Here is a 20,832-nt window from a genome sequence, read left to right on the forward strand (position 1 = left end):
GAGACGAACGTTCTTTTCGGCTCATTGTGAGAGGCCAGCCCCAAGCGGGAGGCGGCGATTTAGTGATGAAATAATTCAACGAACTATCCATTCCACTCACCTGTCCAGCTCACTTCTCCACACTCCGATTCAGAAAAACATCACAAAGCTGATGACACCTTGTGCTCAAAATAATGCAAAAAAAAATCCCCTTGCCTGTTGCCAGGCAAAGGGATGTGATCTTACATGTTTCTGCGGTACTGGCCGCCTACTTCGTAGAGAGCTGAAGTGATCTGGCCAAGGCTTGCGACTTTGACGGTATCCATCAACTCTTCGAAAATATTGCCGCCTTCTTTTGCGACTTTTTTCAAACGCTTCAACGCTTCATCTGAAGGATTGCGTTCCTGGAACGCGCGCAAATTATTGATTTGCGTTTCTTTTTCTTCTTTTGTCGCACGGGCGATTTCCATCGCGTTGATGTCGTCATCCGATTGCGGGTTCGGGTTCAAATACGTGTTGACCCCTATGATTGGCAATTCGCCGGTATGCTTCTTCATTTCATAGTGCATGGATTCTTCCTGGATTTTGCCGCGCTGGTATTGTGTTTCCATTGCGCCAAGAACACCGCCGCGGTCGTTGATGCGGTCGAATTCCGTCATAACGGCTTCTTCGACCAATTGCGTCAATTCTTCCACCACGAATGCGCCTTGCAATGGATTTTCGTTTTTCGATAATCCGTGCTCTTTCGTGATGATCATCTGGATGGCCATCGCGCGGCGTACGGATTCTTCCGTCGGCGTCGTGATCGCTTCATCGTAAGCATTCGTATGAAGCGAGTTACAGTTGTCCTGAAGCGCCATCAATGCCTGCAATGTCGTACGGATATCGTTAAAGTCGATTTCCTGTGCGTGCAAGCTGCGCCCAGATGTCTGGACGTGGTATTTCAGTTTCTGGCTGCGTTCATTCGCGCCGTATTTATCGCGCATGACAATTGCCCAAATGCGGCGTGCGACACGACCGATGACCGTGTATTCCGGATCCAAACCGTTCGAGAAGAAGAACGACAAGTTCGGTGCAAAATCATCAATGTTCATGCCGCGGCTCAAATAATACTCAACGTAGGTGAAGCCGTTCGACAAGGTGAACGCCAATTGCGAAATCGGGTTCGCGCCGGCTTCCGCGATGTGGTAGCCAGAAATCGATACCGAGTAATAATTGCGCACTTTGTGGTCGATGAAGTATTGCTGAATATCACCCATCATGCGCAGTGCGAATTCCGTCGAGAAGATGCATGTGTTCTGCCCTTGGTCTTCTTTCAGGATGTCAGCTTGGACCGTTCCGCGCACGACTTGCAAGGTGCCTTCACGGACCTCGGTGAATTCTTCGACCGTCAATGTGCGGCCGAGTTCTTCTTCACGCTTTTTCACTTGCTGATCGATGGCCGTGTTCATGAACATGGCCAAAATGATCGGCGCCGGTCCGTTAATCGTCATCGACACGGAAGTGGACGGTGCGCAAAGGTCGAATCCATCATATAGTTTCTTCATATCTTCCAGTGTACAGATTGAAACGCCTGATTCGCCGACTTTTCCGTAGATGTCCGGACGGTGGTCTGGATCTTCCCCATAAAGCGTCACGGAATCAAATGCCGTTGATAAGCGTTTCGCATCATCGCCTTTTGACAGATAATGGAACCTTCTATTTGTGCGTTCCGGGGTTCCTTCTCCCGCAAACTGACGCTTCGGATCTTCACCTGCACGTTTGAATGGGAACACGCCTGCCGTATACGGGAAAGCTCCCGGCACGTTTTCGGCATAGACCCAGCGCAGAATTTCGCCATAATCCTTGAATTTCGGCAAAGCAACCCTTGGAATTTTAATGCCGGACAAGCTTTCTGTCCGCAGCAATGTGCGAAGTTCCTTGTCACGGACTTTCGTCACCAATTCGTCGCCTGCGTAATCTTCCTGAAGGGAATTCCAGTTATCGAGGATGCGCTTCGACTCAGCCGTCAATTCATCGCGGACGCCTGTAGCGAGTGATTGCAAGGATTGGACCAGGGCGTCATCCGGAGCTTTTTTCTGGACCTCTTCAATGGCGCCTTCTAGCTGGAACAGACGGCGTGCGAAATCGGCCTGTTCTTCGTTTCTCGCATGATAGCCACGGACCGCATCTGTAATTTCACGCAGATAATAACGGCGGTCGTTCGGGATGATAAGATTTTCTTTTTGTGTTTTAGCGAAAGCTTCATAGCTTGTTTCCCAGTCCATGCCGCATTTCTTGTTAACCGTCGCGACAAGTGCAGCGAACAAGGCATTGGTGCCTTTATCGTTGAACTGGCTTGCTATCGTGCCGTAAACCGGCATGTTATCCAACTCGTTTTCCCATAGCAGGTGGCTGCGCTGGTACTGTTTTTGTACTTGGCGCAGTGCATCTTCTGAGCCTTTGCGTTCGAATTTATTGATGACAATCAGATCAGCATAATCGATCATGTCAATTTTTTCGAGCTGTGTCGGCGCACCGAATTCGCTCGTCATGACATACATCGATACATCAGAAATACCGGCAATTTCGGCATCCCCTTGACCAATTCCGCTCGTTTCCACAACGATCAGGTCGAAGCCAGCCGCTTTTGCGACATCCAGAACATCGCTGATGGCTGCGGACAATTCCGTTCTGGACCCGCGCGTGGCCAAGCTTCTCATAAATACGCGTTTATTGAAGATAGCATTCATGCGGATGCGGTCGCCGAGAAGAGCCCCGCCCGTTTTTTGTTTTGTTGGGTCGATTGATAAGATAGCGATTTTTTTGTCCGGAAGTTCAGTGAGGAAGCGGCGGATCAATTCATCCGTCAAGGAACTTTTCCCAGCACCGCCCGTTCCGGTGATCCCGAGAACTGGCGTGTTTTTCGATTTTTCACGGACCGCTTTCATCAAATCGCCCGTATCGAGGTTTCGTGTGTGCGCTTCTTCTGCAGTCGTGATGACATTGGCAAGCGCCACCGGGTTTTCAGCAGTCAAACCGTCCAGCGTAACGTCTTCTTTCGCTGTTGAAAAATCGCATTCTTCGACAATTTCCGCAATCATGCCTTGCAATCCTTTTTTACGCCCGTCTTCAGGCGAGAAAATGCCGGCAATGCCGTAATCTTCCAGTTCACGTATCTCGCGCGGCAAGATAACCCCGCCTCCGCCTCCGTAAATGCGGATATTTTCAGCTCCGCGTTCTTGGAGCAAGTCATACATGTATTTAAAATACTCTACATGCCCGCCTTGGTAAGAAGAAATAGCGATTCCCTGCACATCTTCCTGGATCGCCGCATTGACGACTTCTTCAACCGAACGATTGTGCCCGAGGTGGATTACTTCCACTCCGTTCCCCTGTAAAATGCGGCGCATAATATTGATCGAAGCATCGTGGCCGTCAAAAAGAGCGGATGCCGTCACAAAGCGAATGTGGTGCTTTGGCTGATAAGTGGTGTTTTCTTGTATAGTAGCCATTATGGTCAAGCCCCCTGTATGGTGATTTTTTCCCCTGCCATCCCCTGCAGCAGAAACTTCGTTTGCATTTCAATAAATTCCCCAATGGTGTACTCATCCATTGCCCAGCGCCTAAATGCCCACATTTGTCCTTGCACGAACAAATGATGGGAAGCCAGGACAATTTCTTTTTGCGACAGGGGCAATTCCCCCGACGCCGCGCATTTCGACAGAAGCCGTTCAAACAAGGCCGTCATTTCGAGTTCCTTGTTCAACACATAACGCAGTGCGTCTTTCGGCAGCGATTTGGACTCCTGATACATGACGACGAATTCATCTTGCATATCGTCGATCAATGTATAGTATTGCTCGAGTGCTTTTACCAGCGTCTCAAGCGACCCTTCCTCCAAATCCAGCCGGTCGAGCCGTGCGTTGACTTCGTCGTAAATCGAGTCGCACACGAGATAGAGTACGTCTTCTTTGGTGCGGATATATTCATACAATGTGCCGATGCTGAAACCGGCTGCTTTTGCGATTTCCCTCGTCGTCGTCCGGTGAAAGCCCTTTTCTTTAAAAAGCGTGACAGCGCCGCTGATCATCTGTTCACGGCGCTTTTCAATCAGGCTTTCGTCTTTTACGGAGGACTGAATTTCACGCTTTTTCGTCATGGGCCGACCCTCCGTTTATTTTGTGACCATACGGGAAATAACCAAACGCTGGACTTCCTGTGTGCCTTCGTAGATTTGCGTGATTTTGGCATCGCGCATGAAACGTTCAACCGGGTAGTCTTTCGTGTAACCGTAGCCACCGAAGACTTGAACCGCTTCTGTCGTCACTTTCATCGCTGTATCGCCAGCCATCAATTTCGCCATGGCGGACTCTTTGCTATAGGACAATTTGTTCGACTCGAGCCAAGCTGCCTGGTACGTCAATAGGCGAGACGCTTCGATTCCTGTCGCCATGTCTGCAAGCTTGAAGGAAATCCCTTGGTTCGCTGTGATCGGCTTGCCGAATTGTTCACGCTCTTTCGCGTAGTCAATCGCTGCGTCCATCGCGCCTTGTGCGATTCCGACAGCTTGTGCTGCGATGCCGTTGCGGCCGCCGTCAAGCGTCTGCATGGCAATTTTGAAGCCTTGGCCCAGTTCGCCAAGCACGTTTTCTTTCGGTACGCGGCAGTTGTCGAAGATGATTTCAGTTGTTGGGCTTGAACGGATGCCGAGTTTTTTCTCTTTCTTGCCGACTGAGAAGCCTTCGAAATCTTTTTCAACAATAAATGCAGTCGTGCCTTTATGTTTCGAGTCCGGATCTGTCACAGCGAAAACGACATAAATGTCTGCGATTCCACCGTTGGTAATGAAGATTTTAGAACCGTTCAAGATATAATGGTCGCCGTCCTCTTTCGCGCTGGTTTTCATGCTTCCTGCATCTGACCCTGCAGATGGTTCTGTTAGTCCGTAAGCGCCGACTTTTGTGCCTTCAGCCATCGGGCGCAAGTATTTCTGCTTTTGCTCTTCCGTTCCGAATGTATAGACCGGCCATCCGGCAAGTGATGTGTGGGCAGACAAGATAACGCCGACAGAACCGTCCACACGGGACAACTCTTCAACCGCGATGCAGTATGCCAAGTAATCTGAACCGATACCGCCGTACTCTTCCGGCCACGGAATGCCTGTCAGTCCGAGTTCCGCCATTTGATGGAAGATTTTCATATCGAAGCTTTCTTCTTCGTCGCGCTGTTCTGCTGTCGGCGCCACTTCGTTTTTCGCGAAGTCGCGGACCATTTTACGGATCATTTTATGTTCCTCAGATAGTTGAAAGTTCATTGTGTTATTTCCCCCAATTATTTTAGTAGTTGTTTGCTGATAACTATGCGTTGGATTTCGCTCGTGCCTTCGTAGATTTCTGTGACTTTGGCGTCGCGGAACAATCGCTCGACCGGATAGTCTTTCGTGTAGCCGTAGCCACCGTAAACTTGGATGGCTTCCGTCGTGATGTCCATCGCCGCTTTTGAAGCAAACAGCTTCGCCATTGACGATTCCTTATTGCACTCGATTCCTTTTGCGTACATATCGGCTGCGTTATAAACCAAAAGTTTAGCCGCTTCGACTTGAGTCGCCATATCGGCAAGTTTGAACCCGATGCCTTGCTGCTGGGCGATTGGTTTTCCGAATTGCTCACGCTCTTTGGCGTATGCTACTGCGTATTCATAAGCAGACTCGGCGATGCCCAAAGCTTGTGCGGCGATGCCGATGCGCCCGGCGTTCAAGTTCGCCATCGCGATCGAAAATCCTTTGCCTTCTTCCCCAAGCAGGTTTTCAGCTGGTACTTCCATATTCTCAAACGTCAACTGCACGGTCCGCGAACCGTGAAGCCCCATTTTTCTTTCGTCTTTCCCGACCACAAACCCTGGAAAATCTTTTTCCACGATAAAGGCAGAAACTCCACGAGGGCCTGCTTCCGGATTGGTCGATGCGAACACGATGTACGTATCGGCTTCGCCGCCGTTTGTGATATAGACTTTCGATCCGTTCAGGATATATTTCCCATCCTTTTTAACAGCACGCGTTTTCAGCGCCGCTGCATCGGATCCGGCCGATGGCTCTGTCAAACAGAATGCGCCCAAATATTCGCCCGTCGCCAGTTTCGGAACGTACTTTGCAATTTGCTGTTCCGTTCCGAAATTGATGATCGGGTTGGTGCCGACCGATGTATGAACCGACAAAATGACGCCGATAACGCCGCTCGCTTTAGACAATTCGTGTATGGCTGTGATGTAAGATGTGAAATCCATTTCCGAGCCGCCGTATTTTTCTGGTGCGGTGATGCCCATCAATCCGAGCCCGCCCATTTTCTTGAGTATCTCCGTCGGGAATTCGCCTTTTTCCATGCGTTCGATAAAAGGCATGATTTCTTCTTTTGCAAAATCGCGCACCATATTGCGCATCATCAATTGTTCGTCTGTAAAATGCAGGTCCATTAAGGCTCCCCCTAAATCTTAGTTGTATTCGTAGAAACCGCGTCCGGTCTTTTTGCCGAGCCAGCCGGCTTTCACGTATTGGCGCAGGAGCGGGCTTGGACGGTATTTGCTGTCGCCGAAACCGTCGTGCAGCACTTCCATAATGTAAAGGCAAGTATCCAGTCCGATGAAATCAGCCAATTGAAGAGGCCCCATCGGGTGGTTCATGCCGAGCTTCATCACTTCGTCGATTGCTTCTTTTGTCGCGACGCCTTCTTGCAGCGTGAAGATCGCTTCATTGATCATCGGCATCAAAATGCGGTTCGAAACGAAACCAGGGAAGTCATTTACTTCAACTGGCGTTTTCGATAATTTCACTGTCATGTCTTCAACTGCCTGATATACTTCGTCCGTTGTTGCAAGGCCGCGAATGATCTCGACCAATTTCATCACCGGTACCGGGTTCATGAAGTGCATGCCGATGACTTGTTCCGGGCGGTTCGTTGCTGCTGCGATTTCAGTGATCGGCAGTGAAGATGTATTCGATGCAAGAATGGCATGCTTCGGTGCCACTTCGTCCAAAGTCTTGAAGATCGTCGATTTGATTTCCATGTTCTCGACAGCGGCTTCAATGACGATGTCGACATCGTGTGCATCTTTCAAATCCAATGAAGATTGGATGCGTCCAAGTACTTGCGACTTCTCGTCTTCTGTCATGCGGCCTTTTTCGACATTGCGCGACAAATTTTTCGAGATGCTCGCGATGCCGCGTTCGTATGCTTCTTGTTTCATATCGTTCAGTTTTACGTTAAATCCAGCTTGCGCGCAGACTTGCGCGATACCGGAGCCCATTTGGCCGGCTCCGATGATCATGACGTTTTGGATAGACATCTTTAGTTTTCCTCCTTCGGTACTTCGATCATCACTGCATCGCCTTGCCCGCCGCCTGAACAGATAGCGGCAATTCCGATGCCGCCTCCGCGGCGTTTCAATTCATAAGCGAGCGTCAAGATGATGCGCGCTCCGCTCGCCCCGATTGGATGGCCAAGTGCAACGGATCCTCCGTTGACATTGACTTTCTCTTCGTCGAGACCAGCAATTTTCGAGCTTGCCAGCGCAACCGCCGCAAATGCTTCATTGATTTCAAAAAGATCGATTTCTTCCAAAGTCTTGCCGGTTTTCTTCAATAATTCGTTGATGACGAGCCCCGGCGTTTCAGGGAAACGGTGCGGTTCGACCGCGACTTCTGTGTGTCCTAGGACGTGAGCCAATACGGCTTTCCCATCTTTTTGGGCGCGTTCTTCACTCATCAATACAAGTGCTGCCGCTCCATCATTGATTCCTGGTGCATTACCCGCCGTAATCGTGCCGTCTTTTCCGAATGCCGGGCGCAGTTTCGCCAACACTTCTGATGTTGTGCCTTCACGCGGCGCTTCATCTTGGTCGACTGTAATTGGATCGCTTTTACGTTGAGGCACTTCCATTGCCGTAATTTCTTGTGAAAAATGATCGCGTGCTTTAATTGCGCGTTCATGGGAACGGGCTGACCATTCGTCTTGTCTTTCACGTGTCAGCTCGAAAGTTTCTGCCGTTGAGTTGCCGTATGTGCCCATATGCACTTTGTCTGGATGGAATGAACATGACAAGCCGTCGTGGACCATGCCATCAATGACTTGAGAATCGCCCATGCGAAGGCCAAAGCGTGCTTTCGGCAAATAATAAGGCGCATTCGACATTGATTCCATGCCGCCTGCAACGATCAACTCTTCGTCTCCCAAGCGAATGATTTGGTCTGCTAGCGTGACAGAACGTAAACCGGATGCACATACTTTATTGATTGTTTCGGATTTGACGTTGTAAGGAATGCCCGCTTTATAAGCCGCTTGGCGGGAAGGGATTTGCCCTTGGCCTGCTTGCAGGACATTGCCCATGATGACTTCTTGAACATCTTCAGGTTTTACCTCTGAACGCTTCAGCGCTTCCTTGATCGCCGCTGCCCCTAGGTCGCTTGCTGTGAATGAACTGAGTGCCCCGCCGAATTTTCCGAATGCTGTGCGTGCTCCATCAATGATGACCGTTTTTGCCATTTACAATTCCTCCTCATATTTTGGAAACGTTTTCATAACGATAAAAATTTTTTCAGCCACAATCGGCTGATTTTGCTTTTCTTGATGTCTAGCAAATTCCAGCCAGGTTCTCGGGTCATAAGCCAACCCGGCTGTGTGGCAAATAGCGCCACTTCGCCGGTTCGTCTTATGCCTGTCGAACCTAATCGGCTGGTTTTGCTTTTCTTGGTGTCTAGCAAATTCCAGCCAGGTTCTCGGGTCATAAGCCAACCCGGCTGTGTGGCAAATAGCGCCACTTCGCCGGTTAGTCTTATGCCTGTCGAACCTAATCGGCTGGTTTTGCTTTTCTTGGTTGACTGAACGCTCGCTCGACTTGATTACATAAGAAAAGGGAGTGTAGCACTCCCTTTCATTTTTTCTCTATGCTGTTATTCTACTCAATTTTCTGTCAGTTGGCAAATCTATTTATTGGACGATTTCCTCAACTGGTGGTGCGTCTTTTCCGAGAACAGCCATCTCAAGGAGTTCAGCGACATCGTATGTGCCGACTTGCTCTTCGACTTCTTTCGCTTTCGTTCCATCTGACAGCATCGTTAAGCAGTACGGGCATCCGGAAGAAATCATCGTCGGGCTCACTTCAAGCGCCTGCTCAGTGCGGGCAACGTTGACGCGGTGTCCGGCGTCTTCTTCCATCCACATGAGTCCGCCGCCGGCTCCACAGCACATGCCGTCTTGGCGATTGCGTTTCATTTCCACGAGCTCGACGCCTTCAATCGCTTTCAGGATTTCACGCGGCGCATCGTATACATCGTTGTAACGGCCGAGGTAGCAGGAATCATGGAAAGTGATTTTCTCGTTCACTGCATGCTGCGGCTTCAACTTGCCTTGCTGGACAAGGTCAAAGAGCATTTCTGTATGGTGATAGACTTCTGCTTCAAAGCCGAAATCAGGATATTCGTTTTTGAAGATATTATAGGCATGCGGGTCGATCGTCACGATTTTCGTCACGCCCGCTTTTTCGAATTCTTTAATATTGGCAGCTGCGAGTTCCTGGAATAAGAATTCATTGCCGAGACGGCGCGGCGTATCGCCCGAGTTCTTTTCTTTGTTGCCGAGAATCGCGAATTTGATGCCCGCTTCGTTCATCAAACGTGCAAAGGAAAGCGCGATTTTCTGTGAACGGCTGTCAAATGAGCCCATCGAACCGACCCAGAACAAATACTCGAACTCTTCTCCAGCTTTGCTGACTTCTTTGACCGTTGGGATTGAGATATCTGGACGAGCATCTCTCCAGTTTTCTTTTTCCTTGCGGTTCAAGCCCCATGGATTGCCTTGCTTTTCGATATTGGTCATCGCGCGCTGGGCATCTTTGTCCATTTTCCCTTCCGTCATGACTAAGTAACGGCGAAGGTCGATGATTTTGTCGACGTGTTCGTTCATAACTGGGCATTGGTCTTCACAATTACGGCATGTTGTACAAGCCCAAATTTCTTCTTCTGTGATAACATCGCCGATTAAGCTCGGGCTGTATAGTTCATCAATAGAGATACCTTCAGCGCCAGCAGCCATCGCCAATTGGTTTCCTTGCGTGTTGCTGAATGCCATAGCTGGCACCCATGGTTTTTTCTGGGTCATGACAGCACCCGTGTTCGTCAGGTTGTCACGTAGTTTGGTGATCAGATCCATCGGAGACAGCATTTTACCGGTTCCGGTAGCCGGACACATATTCGTGCATCGCCCACATTCCACACAAGCGTAGAAATCGATCATTTGGGCTTGCGTAAAATCCGTGATTTTTCCGACACCGAATGTTGGCATCGCGTCTGGGTCTTCTTCGTTTTCCTCTTCCATATCCTCAAAATTGATTGGCTTCAAGCGGCCGACATGATCCAAACGGTGGAACCATGTATTGACTGGCCCGAAGATCAAGTGAGCATGCTTGGATTGCGGGACATAGACCAAGAACGTCAATAGGAACAAGAGATGCGCCCACCACATGACGTAGAAGATGGTGACTGCAGCCGCTTCCGGGAGCCAAGCAAATGCTGCGGCGATGACGCTTGCAACCGGCTCTGTCCAAGCGCCTTCGTGCCCGTGCCAGATCATGCCCATGCCGTTGCCGACAAGAACTGTCACCATCAAACCGCCGATGAAAATCAAGACAAGTCCTGATTTCCAGCCGCGCTTTAGGCGAACTAGCTTTTCGATATAACGTCTATAGAATGCCCAGATGACCGCGACCAAAATGGTCAAGGTCACGAATTCCTGAAACAGCGTAAATGCCGGATACAATGGGCCAAGCGGCAAATGTGAATCTGGTGATAAGCCTTTAATGATGAAATCGATGGCGCTCGCCTGTACGAGCAGGAAGCCATAGAAGAACATCACGTGTATCGCGCCACTCTTTTTATCTTTCAATAATTTCTTCTGGCCAAATACGTTGACCATTACTTTACGGACGCGTTCATTGAAGTTTTCTTCAAATTCCACTTTTTTGCCGAGCTTGATGTATTCATAGCGCGACTTCAGCAAGTAGATAAACAAGTAAACAGCGTAAGCGGTTACAAGTATAAATAAAATCCAGTTAGCGATGAGCAAAAACTCCATCGTGTAGTCCCCCCTTGTTGAATGTGTAATCCCCTATTCTTATCCAAAGTGTACGTGAACTGCGGCAGAATGTCGATACTATGTTCTAGTTTAAAAGTGAATGAGCATTCAGTCAATAGAAATCTATGGCCTTTCCGAAATATAATTTCCAAAAACTGATATTCCACATGCCCTTATTGCGTTCCTGCTGGCCAAAACAATTGAAGCAGCTATCATCCGGCTGCTTTTGCAACGATGGTCTTTATGACTCCATTCTCCAGCTGTTTTTTCCCAAAAAAAATAGCCGCTCGATAGGCGGCTCATGAGCTATTCAATTAATTCGCGAAAATACTTTCCGAATAGGCGTTTTGCTCTCTCGGCTTTGCTTGTTTTGAGACCGACTAACAAGCAAGTCGCAGGACCGCCGGACGCTTCTTTGGCAATTCCTTGTGCTAGCGGCATCCTGTAGCCGAACAGCTTTTCAGCTTCCCGCTCAATCCCCCCTGATCCAATCGGCCAGATTCGCTCGATTTGATTGCAGTCGAATGCGTTCTTTACGATTCGCAAATCGGCGATCCGGTCGGGATGATTAATGACCGCTTCCCCGACAAGCGGCTCTCCGTAAATGAACCATTCGAGTTCATGCGGATCAGGGAGCATGCGAAGCTTTCGCCCGATGATCGTCACCGCCAGCGCCGATTGCAGCGTCTCGATATTGCTTTCTGTGCTTCCTGAAACCGGCGGAACCGGCATGTCGAGCTCGGAAAATAATTGCGTGATTCCTGAGACATAACGCGGCCAGTGCTCTTCACCACTGAAATTATGGAGCAGGATGACAGTTGCTTCCCCTCCAGCCGCCCATTGTTCTGCCAATGCGACACGTGTCGCGAACTTCGCGGCGACTTCATCCGGGACGTTTACGATGTCGTGCGGCTTCTCTCCGATTGCGGCTGAGTTATCCGTCGTGATGACCAACCCATCGACCATCAATTCGTTGCGCATCAGGCCAATCTCCTTGCAGCTGCTGTAACAAGCGGGGCGACGAGTGCAGCAACTGCAGCATTAATCGATGCGGCCAACAGCAATCCCGGGACGGAGGCATAGAAAAAAGCAGGAGATAATAGGAAATAAAATGGCACGGCCGCCAACACGCCGTTTCCGATAATGAATGCTATCCATTTCCACCAGGTCTTGCCGTTGCTATGCAGTTTCGCGAACAGCCAGACGACCGCAAACATCTCCAGCGCGATCAATAAATGAAACGGGCCGAGCGGCATGCCGCCGAATAAAGCCGATAATAAGTGACCTGCCGCGGCGACAAAACCGGCAAGCGGTGCGGCGAGAAACAGCGCGGCAACGAGTGCCGACATGGCATCAAGTGCAATCGACGCGATGCCGAGCGGAATTTTCACCATGCCGCCGATTGCGGACAAGCTGATAAAAATAGCGGCCAGGGCAATGGTCTGCGTCTTCATTGTCATTCCTCCCGCTTTTTCGAACGCCCACCGTCCTTGAAGACTTTGGCGCTGCGCACATATTCATTGTCCGCTACATCCATTCGCGAATTGGCAACGCGTGCTGCTGCAAAAAGATAATCCGACAAACGGTTCAAATAACGCTGGATGACCGCTGGGAATTCTTCGCCGGTTTTTGCTAGGCTTACAGTTTGGCGCTCCGCACGGCGTGTAATCGTGCGTGCGATATGCAAAGTCGCTGCAGCGGGCGTGCCTCCCGGAAGGATAAAACGCTCAAGAAGCGGCGGTTCGTCCATCAATACATCGATGCGGCGTTCCAGCTGTTCGACTGATTCCTCATTTGTCTTGTATTGCGGCGTGTTGCGGACATCCGCCAGATCGCCGCCGCAATCGAATAATTCATTTTGGATCATCTGCAAATCTTCCAATAGATCGGCGAACACATCGCGGTCAAGTTCTGTCATCGCTTTTCCGATAAATGAATTTACCTCATCGATCGTCCCATATGCTTCCACGCGCGGATCATCTTTGTCCGTCCGCCCCCCGATTAATCCTGTCTGCCCTTTATCCCCGGTTTTCGTGTAAATATTCATCTCGACCATCTCCTTTGATTGTTTGTGGAATGCCGTACCAAATGCGTGTGATGTGCTCCGCGTTGCCGAATAAATACTGATAGCTGCGTCCGGTGACATCGCGCCATTCGCGTTCAAGCTGATCAAGCGGCACAATGCCGCGGCCGATGTCAGTCAAAATCCAGATACGTTCGCCTGCGCTTTCCGCAAGTTCACGGATCGCCGCTATTATATCCTGTTCCGGGCGTTGCTGTTCCAGCTGCTTGCGGATCCATTGCTCCAATCCGGCAATCACTGCGGACTCACCCGGTGCCGGCAGTTCGCCTTCGAGCCAAACGCTTGAATCTAGCTTCAACTGATCTTTTACATACTTGCGTTTGCCGTTAAAGGCTCCGCCGAATACGATACGCATGGATGTCCCTCCTTATACGCTGACTTGCTCGCCCATGTGACGGTATAACAATGCCCATGTGCTGCCTGCTGGGAAAAGAATGGCTGTCCGGTTGCTTTGGACAGCAGGTAGCGAATCGGCCCTCCGTGAGTGACGAGCGTAAAATTTCCTGTATCGGAAAAAGTTTCTATTGCTCGATCAACCCGTTCCGCCAGTTGCTGGAAGCTTTCCCCGTTCGGCGGCTTTACGGCCTCAGGGTCATCGATCCACTTACGGTAGCGTTCATTAAATTGCAACTCGCTGTACGTGCAATTTTCCCAATCCCCGAAATTCAGTTCCCGCAAATTTGGAACTGCCCGGTAACTGGCATTCGGAAACAATAGCTGGGCCGTTTGCCGGCAACGCAGCAAATCGCTCCCCCACACGAGGTTGATAGTATGATCCGCTTTGGCTTTGAACGGCAAAATCGGTTCATCGGTCCAGCCGATATATGCCCTCCGCACATTCCCTGCGGTCGGCGCGTGGCGGATCAGACGAAGAACAAAAGCATTCCCCATAACAACAGCTCCATTCCTTCTGCGTATGCCCCGAGCAAATCGCCCGTGACACCGCCGAAATTCTTGTCGCACCATTTTTTATAAGCAAATGTCGCAATGGGCACAACAACCAAAAAGGCAATCGCCACTGTCCAGCCACAGAATATAAATAAGATGGCAAGCATAAGCAGCGACCAGGCGAACATTGCTGACAATATCGTCTTGCGGTCGATCAAACGCTGAAAATAAGCCGCGAGCCCTTCTGTTTTCGCCGGCTTTGCAGTGGCGGATAAAGCAGAGAGTCCGACCCGGCTGACGACCGGCACCGCGGCAAGAGCGATCAGTGACACAGTCGGAATCAGTTCTGCAAGAACGATGATCTTACCGACAATCGCAAAAATCAGCACCATCGCTCCGAATGCGCCAATGCGTGGATCTCCCATGATTTCCAGGCGTTTATCCTTGTTCTGGTATGAAAAATAAGCGTCGCCGGTATCTGCCAGCCCGTCCATATGCAAGCCCCCCGTTATCGCCCACAATAATGAAGCCAGCAAAAACGCAATCATTAATGGACCGATATCGGTGGTTTCCTTCATTAGCCAGATCGCGGCTGAAGCCATTGCCCCTGCCACTAATCCGACCACAGGCAACAAGCTGTACATTGCCGTTACTTGCGGTTTTTTCATTGGAATCTCTTTATGTACCGGAATGGATGAAAAGAATTGAAATGCGAGCAGCAAGCCCCCAAGCGTCCGATTCGCCATTCGCATCACCTTCACTTTCTTCGAATTGCAAGGCCATTCTCCATTTCAACCGCCTGATCTGCGCGGCTTGCGAGCCATTGGTGAATCTTTCCGAGCCACTCTTGATAAGTATGGTCGACAAGCGGTTCATCCAGCACTTCATTGGAAACGACGGCAAAATAAACGGCTTTCGCGCGGATCGAATCGATGGTGTTTTTTAGCTCATGCCATTTTTGCTCCATGCAGCCGGGCGTGTCTGCGCATAAACCGCCTTGCTCAAACTCTTCATACAGTTCATTTGCGAGCCAGGTCGTAACGCAATCCCACAACACCGCGTCATTTTGCCGGATGAGCGGCAAGGCTTCTGATAATTGCTGAGGCTGTTCAATTGTCCACCAGCCGTCTTGTGCACGGTCTTTGCGGTGGCGCGCGATGCGTTCGGCCATTTCCGGGTCGCGTGCGATGCCACTGGCAATATATACATTGCGACCCCCAGTCGCCTGCCGGACAAGCGTTTCAGCATAAGCGCTTTTTCCGCTGCGCACTCCCCCTGATACAAAAACTAATTGTCCTTGAACCATTGCTGCATCTCCTTTCTCAACCGTTCCATTGCTGAGGCGCTTTTCATGCCGATGCGAAACCATTCGCCGTCCATTCCTTTAAATGAATAAGTATGGCGCAAGACGATTCCTGCTTCTAGCATTGCATGGAAAAATGGCTCTGAACGCACCGGATTGGGTAATTGAAAACACAGGAAGTTGGCTGCTGAAGGGATGAACGGACAACCCATCATTTCCAGAAAATCTTCCATTTTCGTGCGTTCACTGTCGGCCGCCCGGATAATTCGCTCCCGGTACGCCTCTTCAGAAAAACAGCGTGCACCGGCTGCGGCCGCTAAACCATTGACATTCCAATGGGCGGCGGCACCTGTCAATTCGCGGATGATGCTGGACTCGGCAATGACATAGCCAAGCCGAAGACCCGCAAGCGCATACATTTTGGTCATCGAACGGACGATGATGACATGCGGATACCGTTTCAGCAGCGGAATGAACGATGTATGTTCCCCGATAAAATCAATAAACGCTTCATCGATTACCAGCTCACACTTTCCTTTGCACAACGCGGCGATTTCTTCGAGTTTCGCCAAGCCCAGCAAGCGCCCGGTCGGATTATGCGGGTTGCAAATATACAATGCATCGCACTGTGCTAACTGTCTTTTTACATCTTCTACTTCTAATTGCCACGCACTTTCAGGCTTCAAACTAATTTCTAATATATGGATATTCTCAGATTCCAAAGTGCTCCGGTATTCAGAAAATGCTGGTTCCACCAAGGCGACCCGTTTGCCGCGGTAACGATTTGCAAGCCAGGTAAAGATTTCTGCAGCACCGTTTCCGGCAGCGACCTGCTCTTTTCCGATGCCGTGATAGTCGGCCGCTGCCGAACGAAACGGCTCTGCTAGCGGATCCGGGTATGAACTGAGCAAATCGTAAAAATCTCCCCATTGCTCTTTTAAAAAAACGGGCGGCCCGAACGGATGGACGTTTTCACTGAAATCGATCACTTCCGAAGGTTGCTTGTGTCCCGCTTGTTCATAGAGGCGATGTGGATTGGCTCCGTGTTCAGGCAATTTCAAGCAGGATTCCCCCTATTGCAATCAGTGCGAAAAAACTGATTGCGGCAATATTCATTTGGTTCACTGCACTTCTAATATGTGTTGCTTCGAGTTTGAACAATTGTTCGCCCATTTTTGCGCGAATTGACCGAACGCCGCCATAGGAGTTCACGCCCCCAAGTTCGATGCCCAACTGCACAGCCGTTGCCGCTTCCAGCCAGCCGCTGTTCGGGCTCGGATGTTTCCTGGCATCGCGCAGCCAGATCGACAGGCGTTGTTTCAACGGCATGCCGCTTTCATTTCGGGTGAATAACACGATCAACAAGCCGGTCACACGGCTCGGCACGTAATTCAACACATCATCGAATTTTGCGGAAGCAAAACCGAAATCATGGAATTCTTCATTTTTATAGCCGACCATCGAATCGCACGTATTGACCGCTTTGTAGATCCATAACCCAGGCGCGCCGAACAATAGCGCCCAAAACATCGGAGCGGTAATGCCATCGCTTGTATTTTCGGAAACCGTTTCGACGACGCCGCGGGTGATCTCGCTTTCTCCCAAAGTTTCCGTGTCGCGCCCGACAATCCATGACAGCTTGTTGCGGGCAAGCGCAAAATCACCTTGGACGAGCGGCGTGTACACATCTTCCGCTGCCTGTTTCAAGCTTTTCTGCGACAAACCGGAAGCGATCAACAGCGCTTCTGCTAAAACTCCGATCACCGGATGGAGCGAATAGGCAACAGTAACGATCGCGACCGTAACTGTTGCGACCATCGCCACTACAATCGAAAGCATGACAAAGCCGTTGCGAAAAGCATGCTGTGGTACATTCAGCCGTTTTTTTAACCCATTGATCAAGATGCCGATCCACCGAACAGGATGGGGCCATGCCGGCGGATCCCCGATTAGGCGGTCGAGCAATAGGCCGATGCCGATGGCCAACACATGTTGGATCATGCCTTTTTCGCCTCGCGGTAAAGGTGGATCGCTTCCACTGTACATTCGAAGACACCTGTGCCGATGAGTTTCCCTACTTCAGTAATCGGCCCTGCATACGGCAGCGCTTCTCCTTGCTGCGTAGCGGCAACCAGGCAACTATCGGTTGAAGTGCCCGTCGCGATTGTCCCGGTTAGCGGATCGATGACTTCTTCGTGCTGCAAGGCTTTCGTTTTGGCTTCTGTCGCCGTGATCATCGCTTGGATAAAAGCTTCATCCGACAGAATCCCGTTAACCATGATCCACGTGTTGATGGTGCCGACACGCTGTTCACGCGCAACGGCCCGCGATACATCGACGCCGTTGCCGACACCTGCTGTCACCGCCACGACGATGCTGCCGAATCCACTTGCGTATTCACGGACAATGGCATGCTCTGTGCGGACAGCTGTCATCATCGCTACAGTATTCGTCGCTTTCAATCCGCTGTCTTCGATATAATCGACCATTTCCTCAAAACTATTGTCGATATTATAGCTGGCATCGACGCGTCGATTGAGGAAATTGCGGAACCATCCTGAACCCGCGTTGACGACGGCAGACGAAACGGTTTTCAGTGGAAGCTGGCTTTGGTAAGCGACAAATTCCGGGGTCACAAGAAAATCTTTGGCTCTCACTCGCTGCCCTGCCGGTTTTCTGCGAACACCAGGCAATAAAGTGATTTGCGGCTTCGGCAGCTCCGGATGGGGGTGATTGCTGACACGCGTCTGATAGACAGATTCGACATCATGCGTCCTGACAACTTCATGGGGTTCACCTTTTCGGACGATGCTTCCTTCGTCCATCAGTAGAAGTTCATCGCAATACATGGAAGCCAAATTGATGTCATGGAAGATGGAGATGACCGTCAATTCTTTTTCGATCGCCTGTTTTTTGATGGTATCCAACAATTCTTTCTGGTGGTTGATATCGAGATGGTTGGTCGGCTCGTCAAGGAGCAAGACCGCCGCGTTTTGCGCCAAGGCTTGCGCTACGAAAACGCGCTGCTGTTCGCCTCCGGACATCTCTTCAAGTAATGTCGATTCATAGTGGCTGATGTCCATGAGCTTCATCGCTTCCTGGACTGCCGCTTCATCTTCTTCGGACCAAGACGAAAACCAGCCGCTTTGATGCGGATACCTGCCGAGAGAAACCGTTTCACGGACGGTGTGTGAAAAAGCATGCGCGTGTAGCTGCGGCAAGACCGCCATCTTACGGGCCAGTTCCTTGGCTGGGAAATCGCCAACCGGCTTGCCGTCGATCCGGACAACGCCGGCTGTCGGCTCCAAGACGCCGCTAATCAATTTCATCAAGGTAGATTTGCCGCTGCCGTTCGGCCCGAGTATGCCGAGCATGCGGCCTTTTTCGACACCGAATGAAATGCGGTCAACGATTTTCTTGTCGCCATAGCCGCCTGACAACTTTTCAATTTGCAACATTTAAAGCCCTCCTCTGCGTTGGCGGAAAAAGATGAATGCAAAGACCGGCGCCCCGATAAACGCAGTGATCACACCAATCGGCAATTCGGTCGGTGAAATGATCGTCCGCGCCACCAAGTCGCAAACGATTAAAAGCGCAGCCCCGTTGATAAACGATAACGGCAAGACATGGCGGTGGTCAGAGCCCCATACGAGGCGCGTGATGTGCGGTACGACCAAGCCAACAAAGCCGATGGTTCCAGATACTGCAACTGCTGATCCCGTCAGGACCGATCCGCCGATCAAAATCGCCATCTTGCTCTTCCTGACGTCTACACCCAAATGTTGTGCACGTTCTTCACCGAATAGCATCGCGTTTAATTCACGGCGGTAAAGCCATAAGACGAATGAACCGACAAGCACAAACGGCAGCGCCATCTGAACATAGGGCCAGCCACGCATCGATACGCTGCCAAGCAGCCAGCCGATAATCTGACGCAGTTCTTCACCGGTCAACGCAATCATCAAGGACATGATCGACCCCAGGAATGAACTGAAGATGATGCCGGTCAAAATAACTGTTTCCATCTTCATCGACCGGTCGACAAGCCGTGCAAAGCCCATGACGGCAAGCATCGTGATCAATGCGCCGATCATGCTGATGACCGGCAAGGTGAACAGGCCAAGAAACGGAATAGAGATGCCGAAAAAAAGCGTCATCACGGCACCGACAGCGGCACCGGACGACACTCCCAAAGTATATGGATCAGCGAGCGGGTTTTTCAGCAAGCCTTGAAAAGCTGCGCCCGCAATCGCAAGTGCCGCACCGACTAGTCCCGCAAGCACCACACGCGGCATGCGGATATTCCATAAAATATTCGCAGCTGCTTCGTCCGATGAAGGGTTCCAGATAACCGCCGGTGAAATTGGCACCGTCCCGACCGTCACTCCGAGCACTACTGCCCCGCCCAATAAAATCAGGGAGACTACATAGGCGAGTGCAGATTTACTCACTGAAAGTCTCCGGATAAATCACTTCTGCCAAAGTCATCAAGCCTTCCGTCAAACGCGGGCCTGGACGCGTGACAGTATCAGGGTTCAATTCATAAATGGCATCTTCTTGCACGGCCGTCACATCTGGATAACCGCTGCGCTCTTTGATCAATTCAGCAGCATTTTCGATATAACCGCCTTCTGTCGTGATGATGATTTCAGGGTTTGCCGCAACGACTGCTTCCGGATCCATGCTAATCCAGCCTTCCTGGTCTCCTGCAACATTTTCAGCTTGGATCATCGTCAACATTTCGTGGATGAAGGTACCTGTCCCAGCTGTATAAAGTTCCGGTTCGCTGCCGATCTCCACGAAGACCGATTTGGATTCGTCAACACCAGCCGCCAGTTCTTCAACTTCCGCGACTTGCGCTTCCATTTCCTCAATTAACCCATCTGCTGCTTCTACTGCGCCTGACACTTGGCCGATAACGGAAATCGTTTCGTATACTTCATCAAATGTTTCTGCGTTTTCTACCACAAAGACATTCACCCCAGCATCACGCAGCTGTTGATATCCCTCTGTTCCCATGCCGAGTCCTGATTCATGCGCTAATACAACGTCCGGCTGCAGGCTAATGATTTTCTCCACATTGAATTCCTGGCCGCCGATCTTTTCAAGATCTGCTACTTCTTCGGGATAATTGTCAAAATCCGAAACGCCGACCATTTTTTCGCCCAACCCGAGTTCATAAGCGATTTCCGTATTGGAAGGAATCATCGAAACGAATGACTCCGGTTCTTCTTCGATGACCACTTCATCGCCCATTGCATCGACTAAGGTGACCGGAAATTCCGCTTCCGCTACTTCCGATGGTGGTTCAGCCGGTGTTTCTACATCTTGATCTTCGACAGGTGCTGCCCCGTCGCCGCATCCAGCCAGTACCATAGCGGCCATTCCTGCTGCCGCTCCGAATTTCCATGTATTTTTCATCTTTTTTCCTCCTGTTGTTTTCGTATTTCCCCTACCAAGCGCTCGCTCGGGTCATA

The 20,832-nt window shown here is 50.5% G+C and carries 19 protein-coding genes; all 19 read right to left on the reverse strand.

All coding sequences use genetic code 11. The features are described from left to right. Positions 1–221: 221 nt before the first annotated feature. The 19 genes from icmF to KTG14_RS08745 all read right to left on the reverse strand — a co-directional run bounded on the left by icmF (position 222) and on the right by KTG14_RS08745 (position 20,776). Positions 222–3,473 carry a fused isobutyryl-CoA mutase/GTPase IcmF gene (icmF, locus tag KTG14_RS08655; protein WP_216970554.1) on the reverse strand — a complete coding sequence of 1,084 codons (3,252 nt, stop codon included), beginning with the start codon at positions 3,471–3,473 and terminating at the stop codon, positions 222–224. Between the two features lie 5 nt (positions 3,474–3,478). After that, complete coding sequence (locus KTG14_RS08660; RefSeq protein WP_216970555.1) at positions 3,479–4,120, reverse strand: TetR/AcrR family transcriptional regulator; 642 nt, start codon at positions 4,118–4,120, stop codon at positions 3,479–3,481. Positions 4,121–4,135: 15 nt separating this feature from the next. Further along, on the reverse strand, positions 4,136–5,275 hold the full coding sequence (locus KTG14_RS08665; RefSeq protein ID WP_216970556.1) for an acyl-CoA dehydrogenase: 1,140 nt from the start codon (positions 5,273–5,275) through the stop codon (positions 4,136–4,138). A gap of 17 nt (positions 5,276–5,292) precedes the next feature. Continuing rightward, positions 5,293–6,429 carry an acyl-CoA dehydrogenase gene (locus tag KTG14_RS08670; RefSeq protein ID WP_216970557.1) on the reverse strand — a complete coding sequence of 379 codons (1,137 nt, stop codon included), beginning with the start codon at positions 6,427–6,429 and terminating at the stop codon, positions 5,293–5,295. Between the two features lie 18 nt (positions 6,430–6,447). Next, the gene (locus KTG14_RS08675; protein ID WP_216970558.1) at positions 6,448–7,299 is read right to left on the reverse strand and encodes a 3-hydroxybutyryl-CoA dehydrogenase; all 852 of its coding nucleotides are present in this window, start codon (positions 7,297–7,299) and stop codon (positions 6,448–6,450) included. A gap of 2 nt (positions 7,300–7,301) precedes the next feature. Then, a complete protein-coding gene (locus KTG14_RS08680) occupies positions 7,302–8,495 on the reverse strand; it encodes an acetyl-CoA C-acetyltransferase (protein ID WP_216970559.1) in 1,194 nt (397 codons plus the stop codon). 444 nt (positions 8,496–8,939) lie between these two features. Further along, a complete protein-coding gene (locus tag KTG14_RS08685; RefSeq protein ID WP_216970560.1) occupies positions 8,940–11,081 on the reverse strand; it encodes a (Fe-S)-binding protein in 2,142 nt (713 codons plus the stop codon). Between the two features lie 306 nt (positions 11,082–11,387). Then, positions 11,388–12,062, reverse strand: coding sequence for an alpha-ribazole-5-phosphate synthase (locus tag KTG14_RS08690; protein WP_216970561.1), 675 nt, complete (start codon positions 12,060–12,062; stop codon positions 11,388–11,390). Further along, positions 12,062–12,535 (reverse strand): ECF transporter S component, encoded by a 474-nt coding sequence (locus tag KTG14_RS08695; RefSeq protein ID WP_216970562.1) that lies wholly within the window; start codon positions 12,533–12,535, stop codon positions 12,062–12,064. Before KTG14_RS08695 ends, KTG14_RS08690 begins: the two co-directional genes overlap by 1 nt. A gap of 2 nt (positions 12,536–12,537) precedes the next feature. Then, a complete protein-coding gene (locus KTG14_RS08700) occupies positions 12,538–13,128 on the reverse strand; it encodes a cob(I)yrinic acid a,c-diamide adenosyltransferase (RefSeq protein ID WP_216970563.1) in 591 nt (196 codons plus the stop codon). Next, positions 13,100–13,519, reverse strand: coding sequence for a bifunctional adenosylcobinamide kinase/adenosylcobinamide-phosphate guanylyltransferase (locus KTG14_RS08705; protein WP_216970564.1), 420 nt, complete (start codon positions 13,517–13,519; stop codon positions 13,100–13,102). Before KTG14_RS08705 ends, KTG14_RS08700 begins: the two co-directional genes overlap by 29 nt. Then, complete coding sequence (locus KTG14_RS08710) at positions 13,471–14,055, reverse strand: histidine phosphatase family protein (RefSeq protein ID WP_216970565.1); 585 nt, start codon at positions 14,053–14,055, stop codon at positions 13,471–13,473. The genes KTG14_RS08705 and KTG14_RS08710 overlap by 49 nt, the downstream gene beginning before the upstream one ends. Beyond that, positions 14,028–14,798, reverse strand: a complete 771-nt coding sequence (gene cobS, locus KTG14_RS08715; RefSeq protein ID WP_216970566.1) for an adenosylcobinamide-GDP ribazoletransferase — start codon at positions 14,796–14,798, stop codon at positions 14,028–14,030. Before cobS ends, KTG14_RS08710 begins: the two co-directional genes overlap by 28 nt. A gap of 11 nt (positions 14,799–14,809) precedes the next feature. Continuing rightward, positions 14,810–15,358 carry a bifunctional adenosylcobinamide kinase/adenosylcobinamide-phosphate guanylyltransferase gene (locus KTG14_RS08720; RefSeq protein ID WP_216970567.1) on the reverse strand — a complete coding sequence of 183 codons (549 nt, stop codon included), beginning with the start codon at positions 15,356–15,358 and terminating at the stop codon, positions 14,810–14,812. Then, positions 15,340–16,416: a pyridoxal phosphate-dependent aminotransferase gene (locus tag KTG14_RS08725; RefSeq protein WP_216970568.1), complete on the reverse strand. Its 1,077-nt coding sequence runs from the start codon at positions 16,414–16,416 to the stop codon at positions 15,340–15,342. Before KTG14_RS08725 ends, KTG14_RS08720 begins: the two co-directional genes overlap by 19 nt. Next, positions 16,403–17,356: an adenosylcobinamide-phosphate synthase CbiB gene (gene cbiB, locus KTG14_RS08730; RefSeq protein ID WP_216970569.1), complete on the reverse strand. Its 954-nt coding sequence runs from the start codon at positions 17,354–17,356 to the stop codon at positions 16,403–16,405. The genes KTG14_RS08725 and cbiB overlap by 14 nt, the downstream gene beginning before the upstream one ends. Then, positions 17,353–18,813, reverse strand: a complete 1,461-nt coding sequence (locus KTG14_RS08735; RefSeq protein WP_216970570.1) for an adenosylcobinamide amidohydrolase — start codon at positions 18,811–18,813, stop codon at positions 17,353–17,355. The genes cbiB and KTG14_RS08735 overlap by 4 nt, the downstream gene beginning before the upstream one ends. Continuing rightward, a complete protein-coding gene (locus tag KTG14_RS08740) occupies positions 18,814–19,806 on the reverse strand; it encodes a FecCD family ABC transporter permease (protein WP_121298397.1) in 993 nt (330 codons plus the stop codon). Beyond that, positions 19,799–20,776 carry an ABC transporter substrate-binding protein gene (locus KTG14_RS08745; RefSeq protein ID WP_216970571.1) on the reverse strand — a complete coding sequence of 326 codons (978 nt, stop codon included), beginning with the start codon at positions 20,774–20,776 and terminating at the stop codon, positions 19,799–19,801. The genes KTG14_RS08740 and KTG14_RS08745 overlap by 8 nt, the downstream gene beginning before the upstream one ends. Between the last annotated feature and the right edge of the window lie 56 nt (positions 20,777–20,832).

The sequence above is a fragment of the Planococcus sp. CP5-4_YE genome (assembly GCF_019042655.1).
In the GTDB taxonomy this organism is placed as follows: Bacteria; Bacillota; Bacilli; order Bacillales_A; family Planococcaceae; genus Planococcus.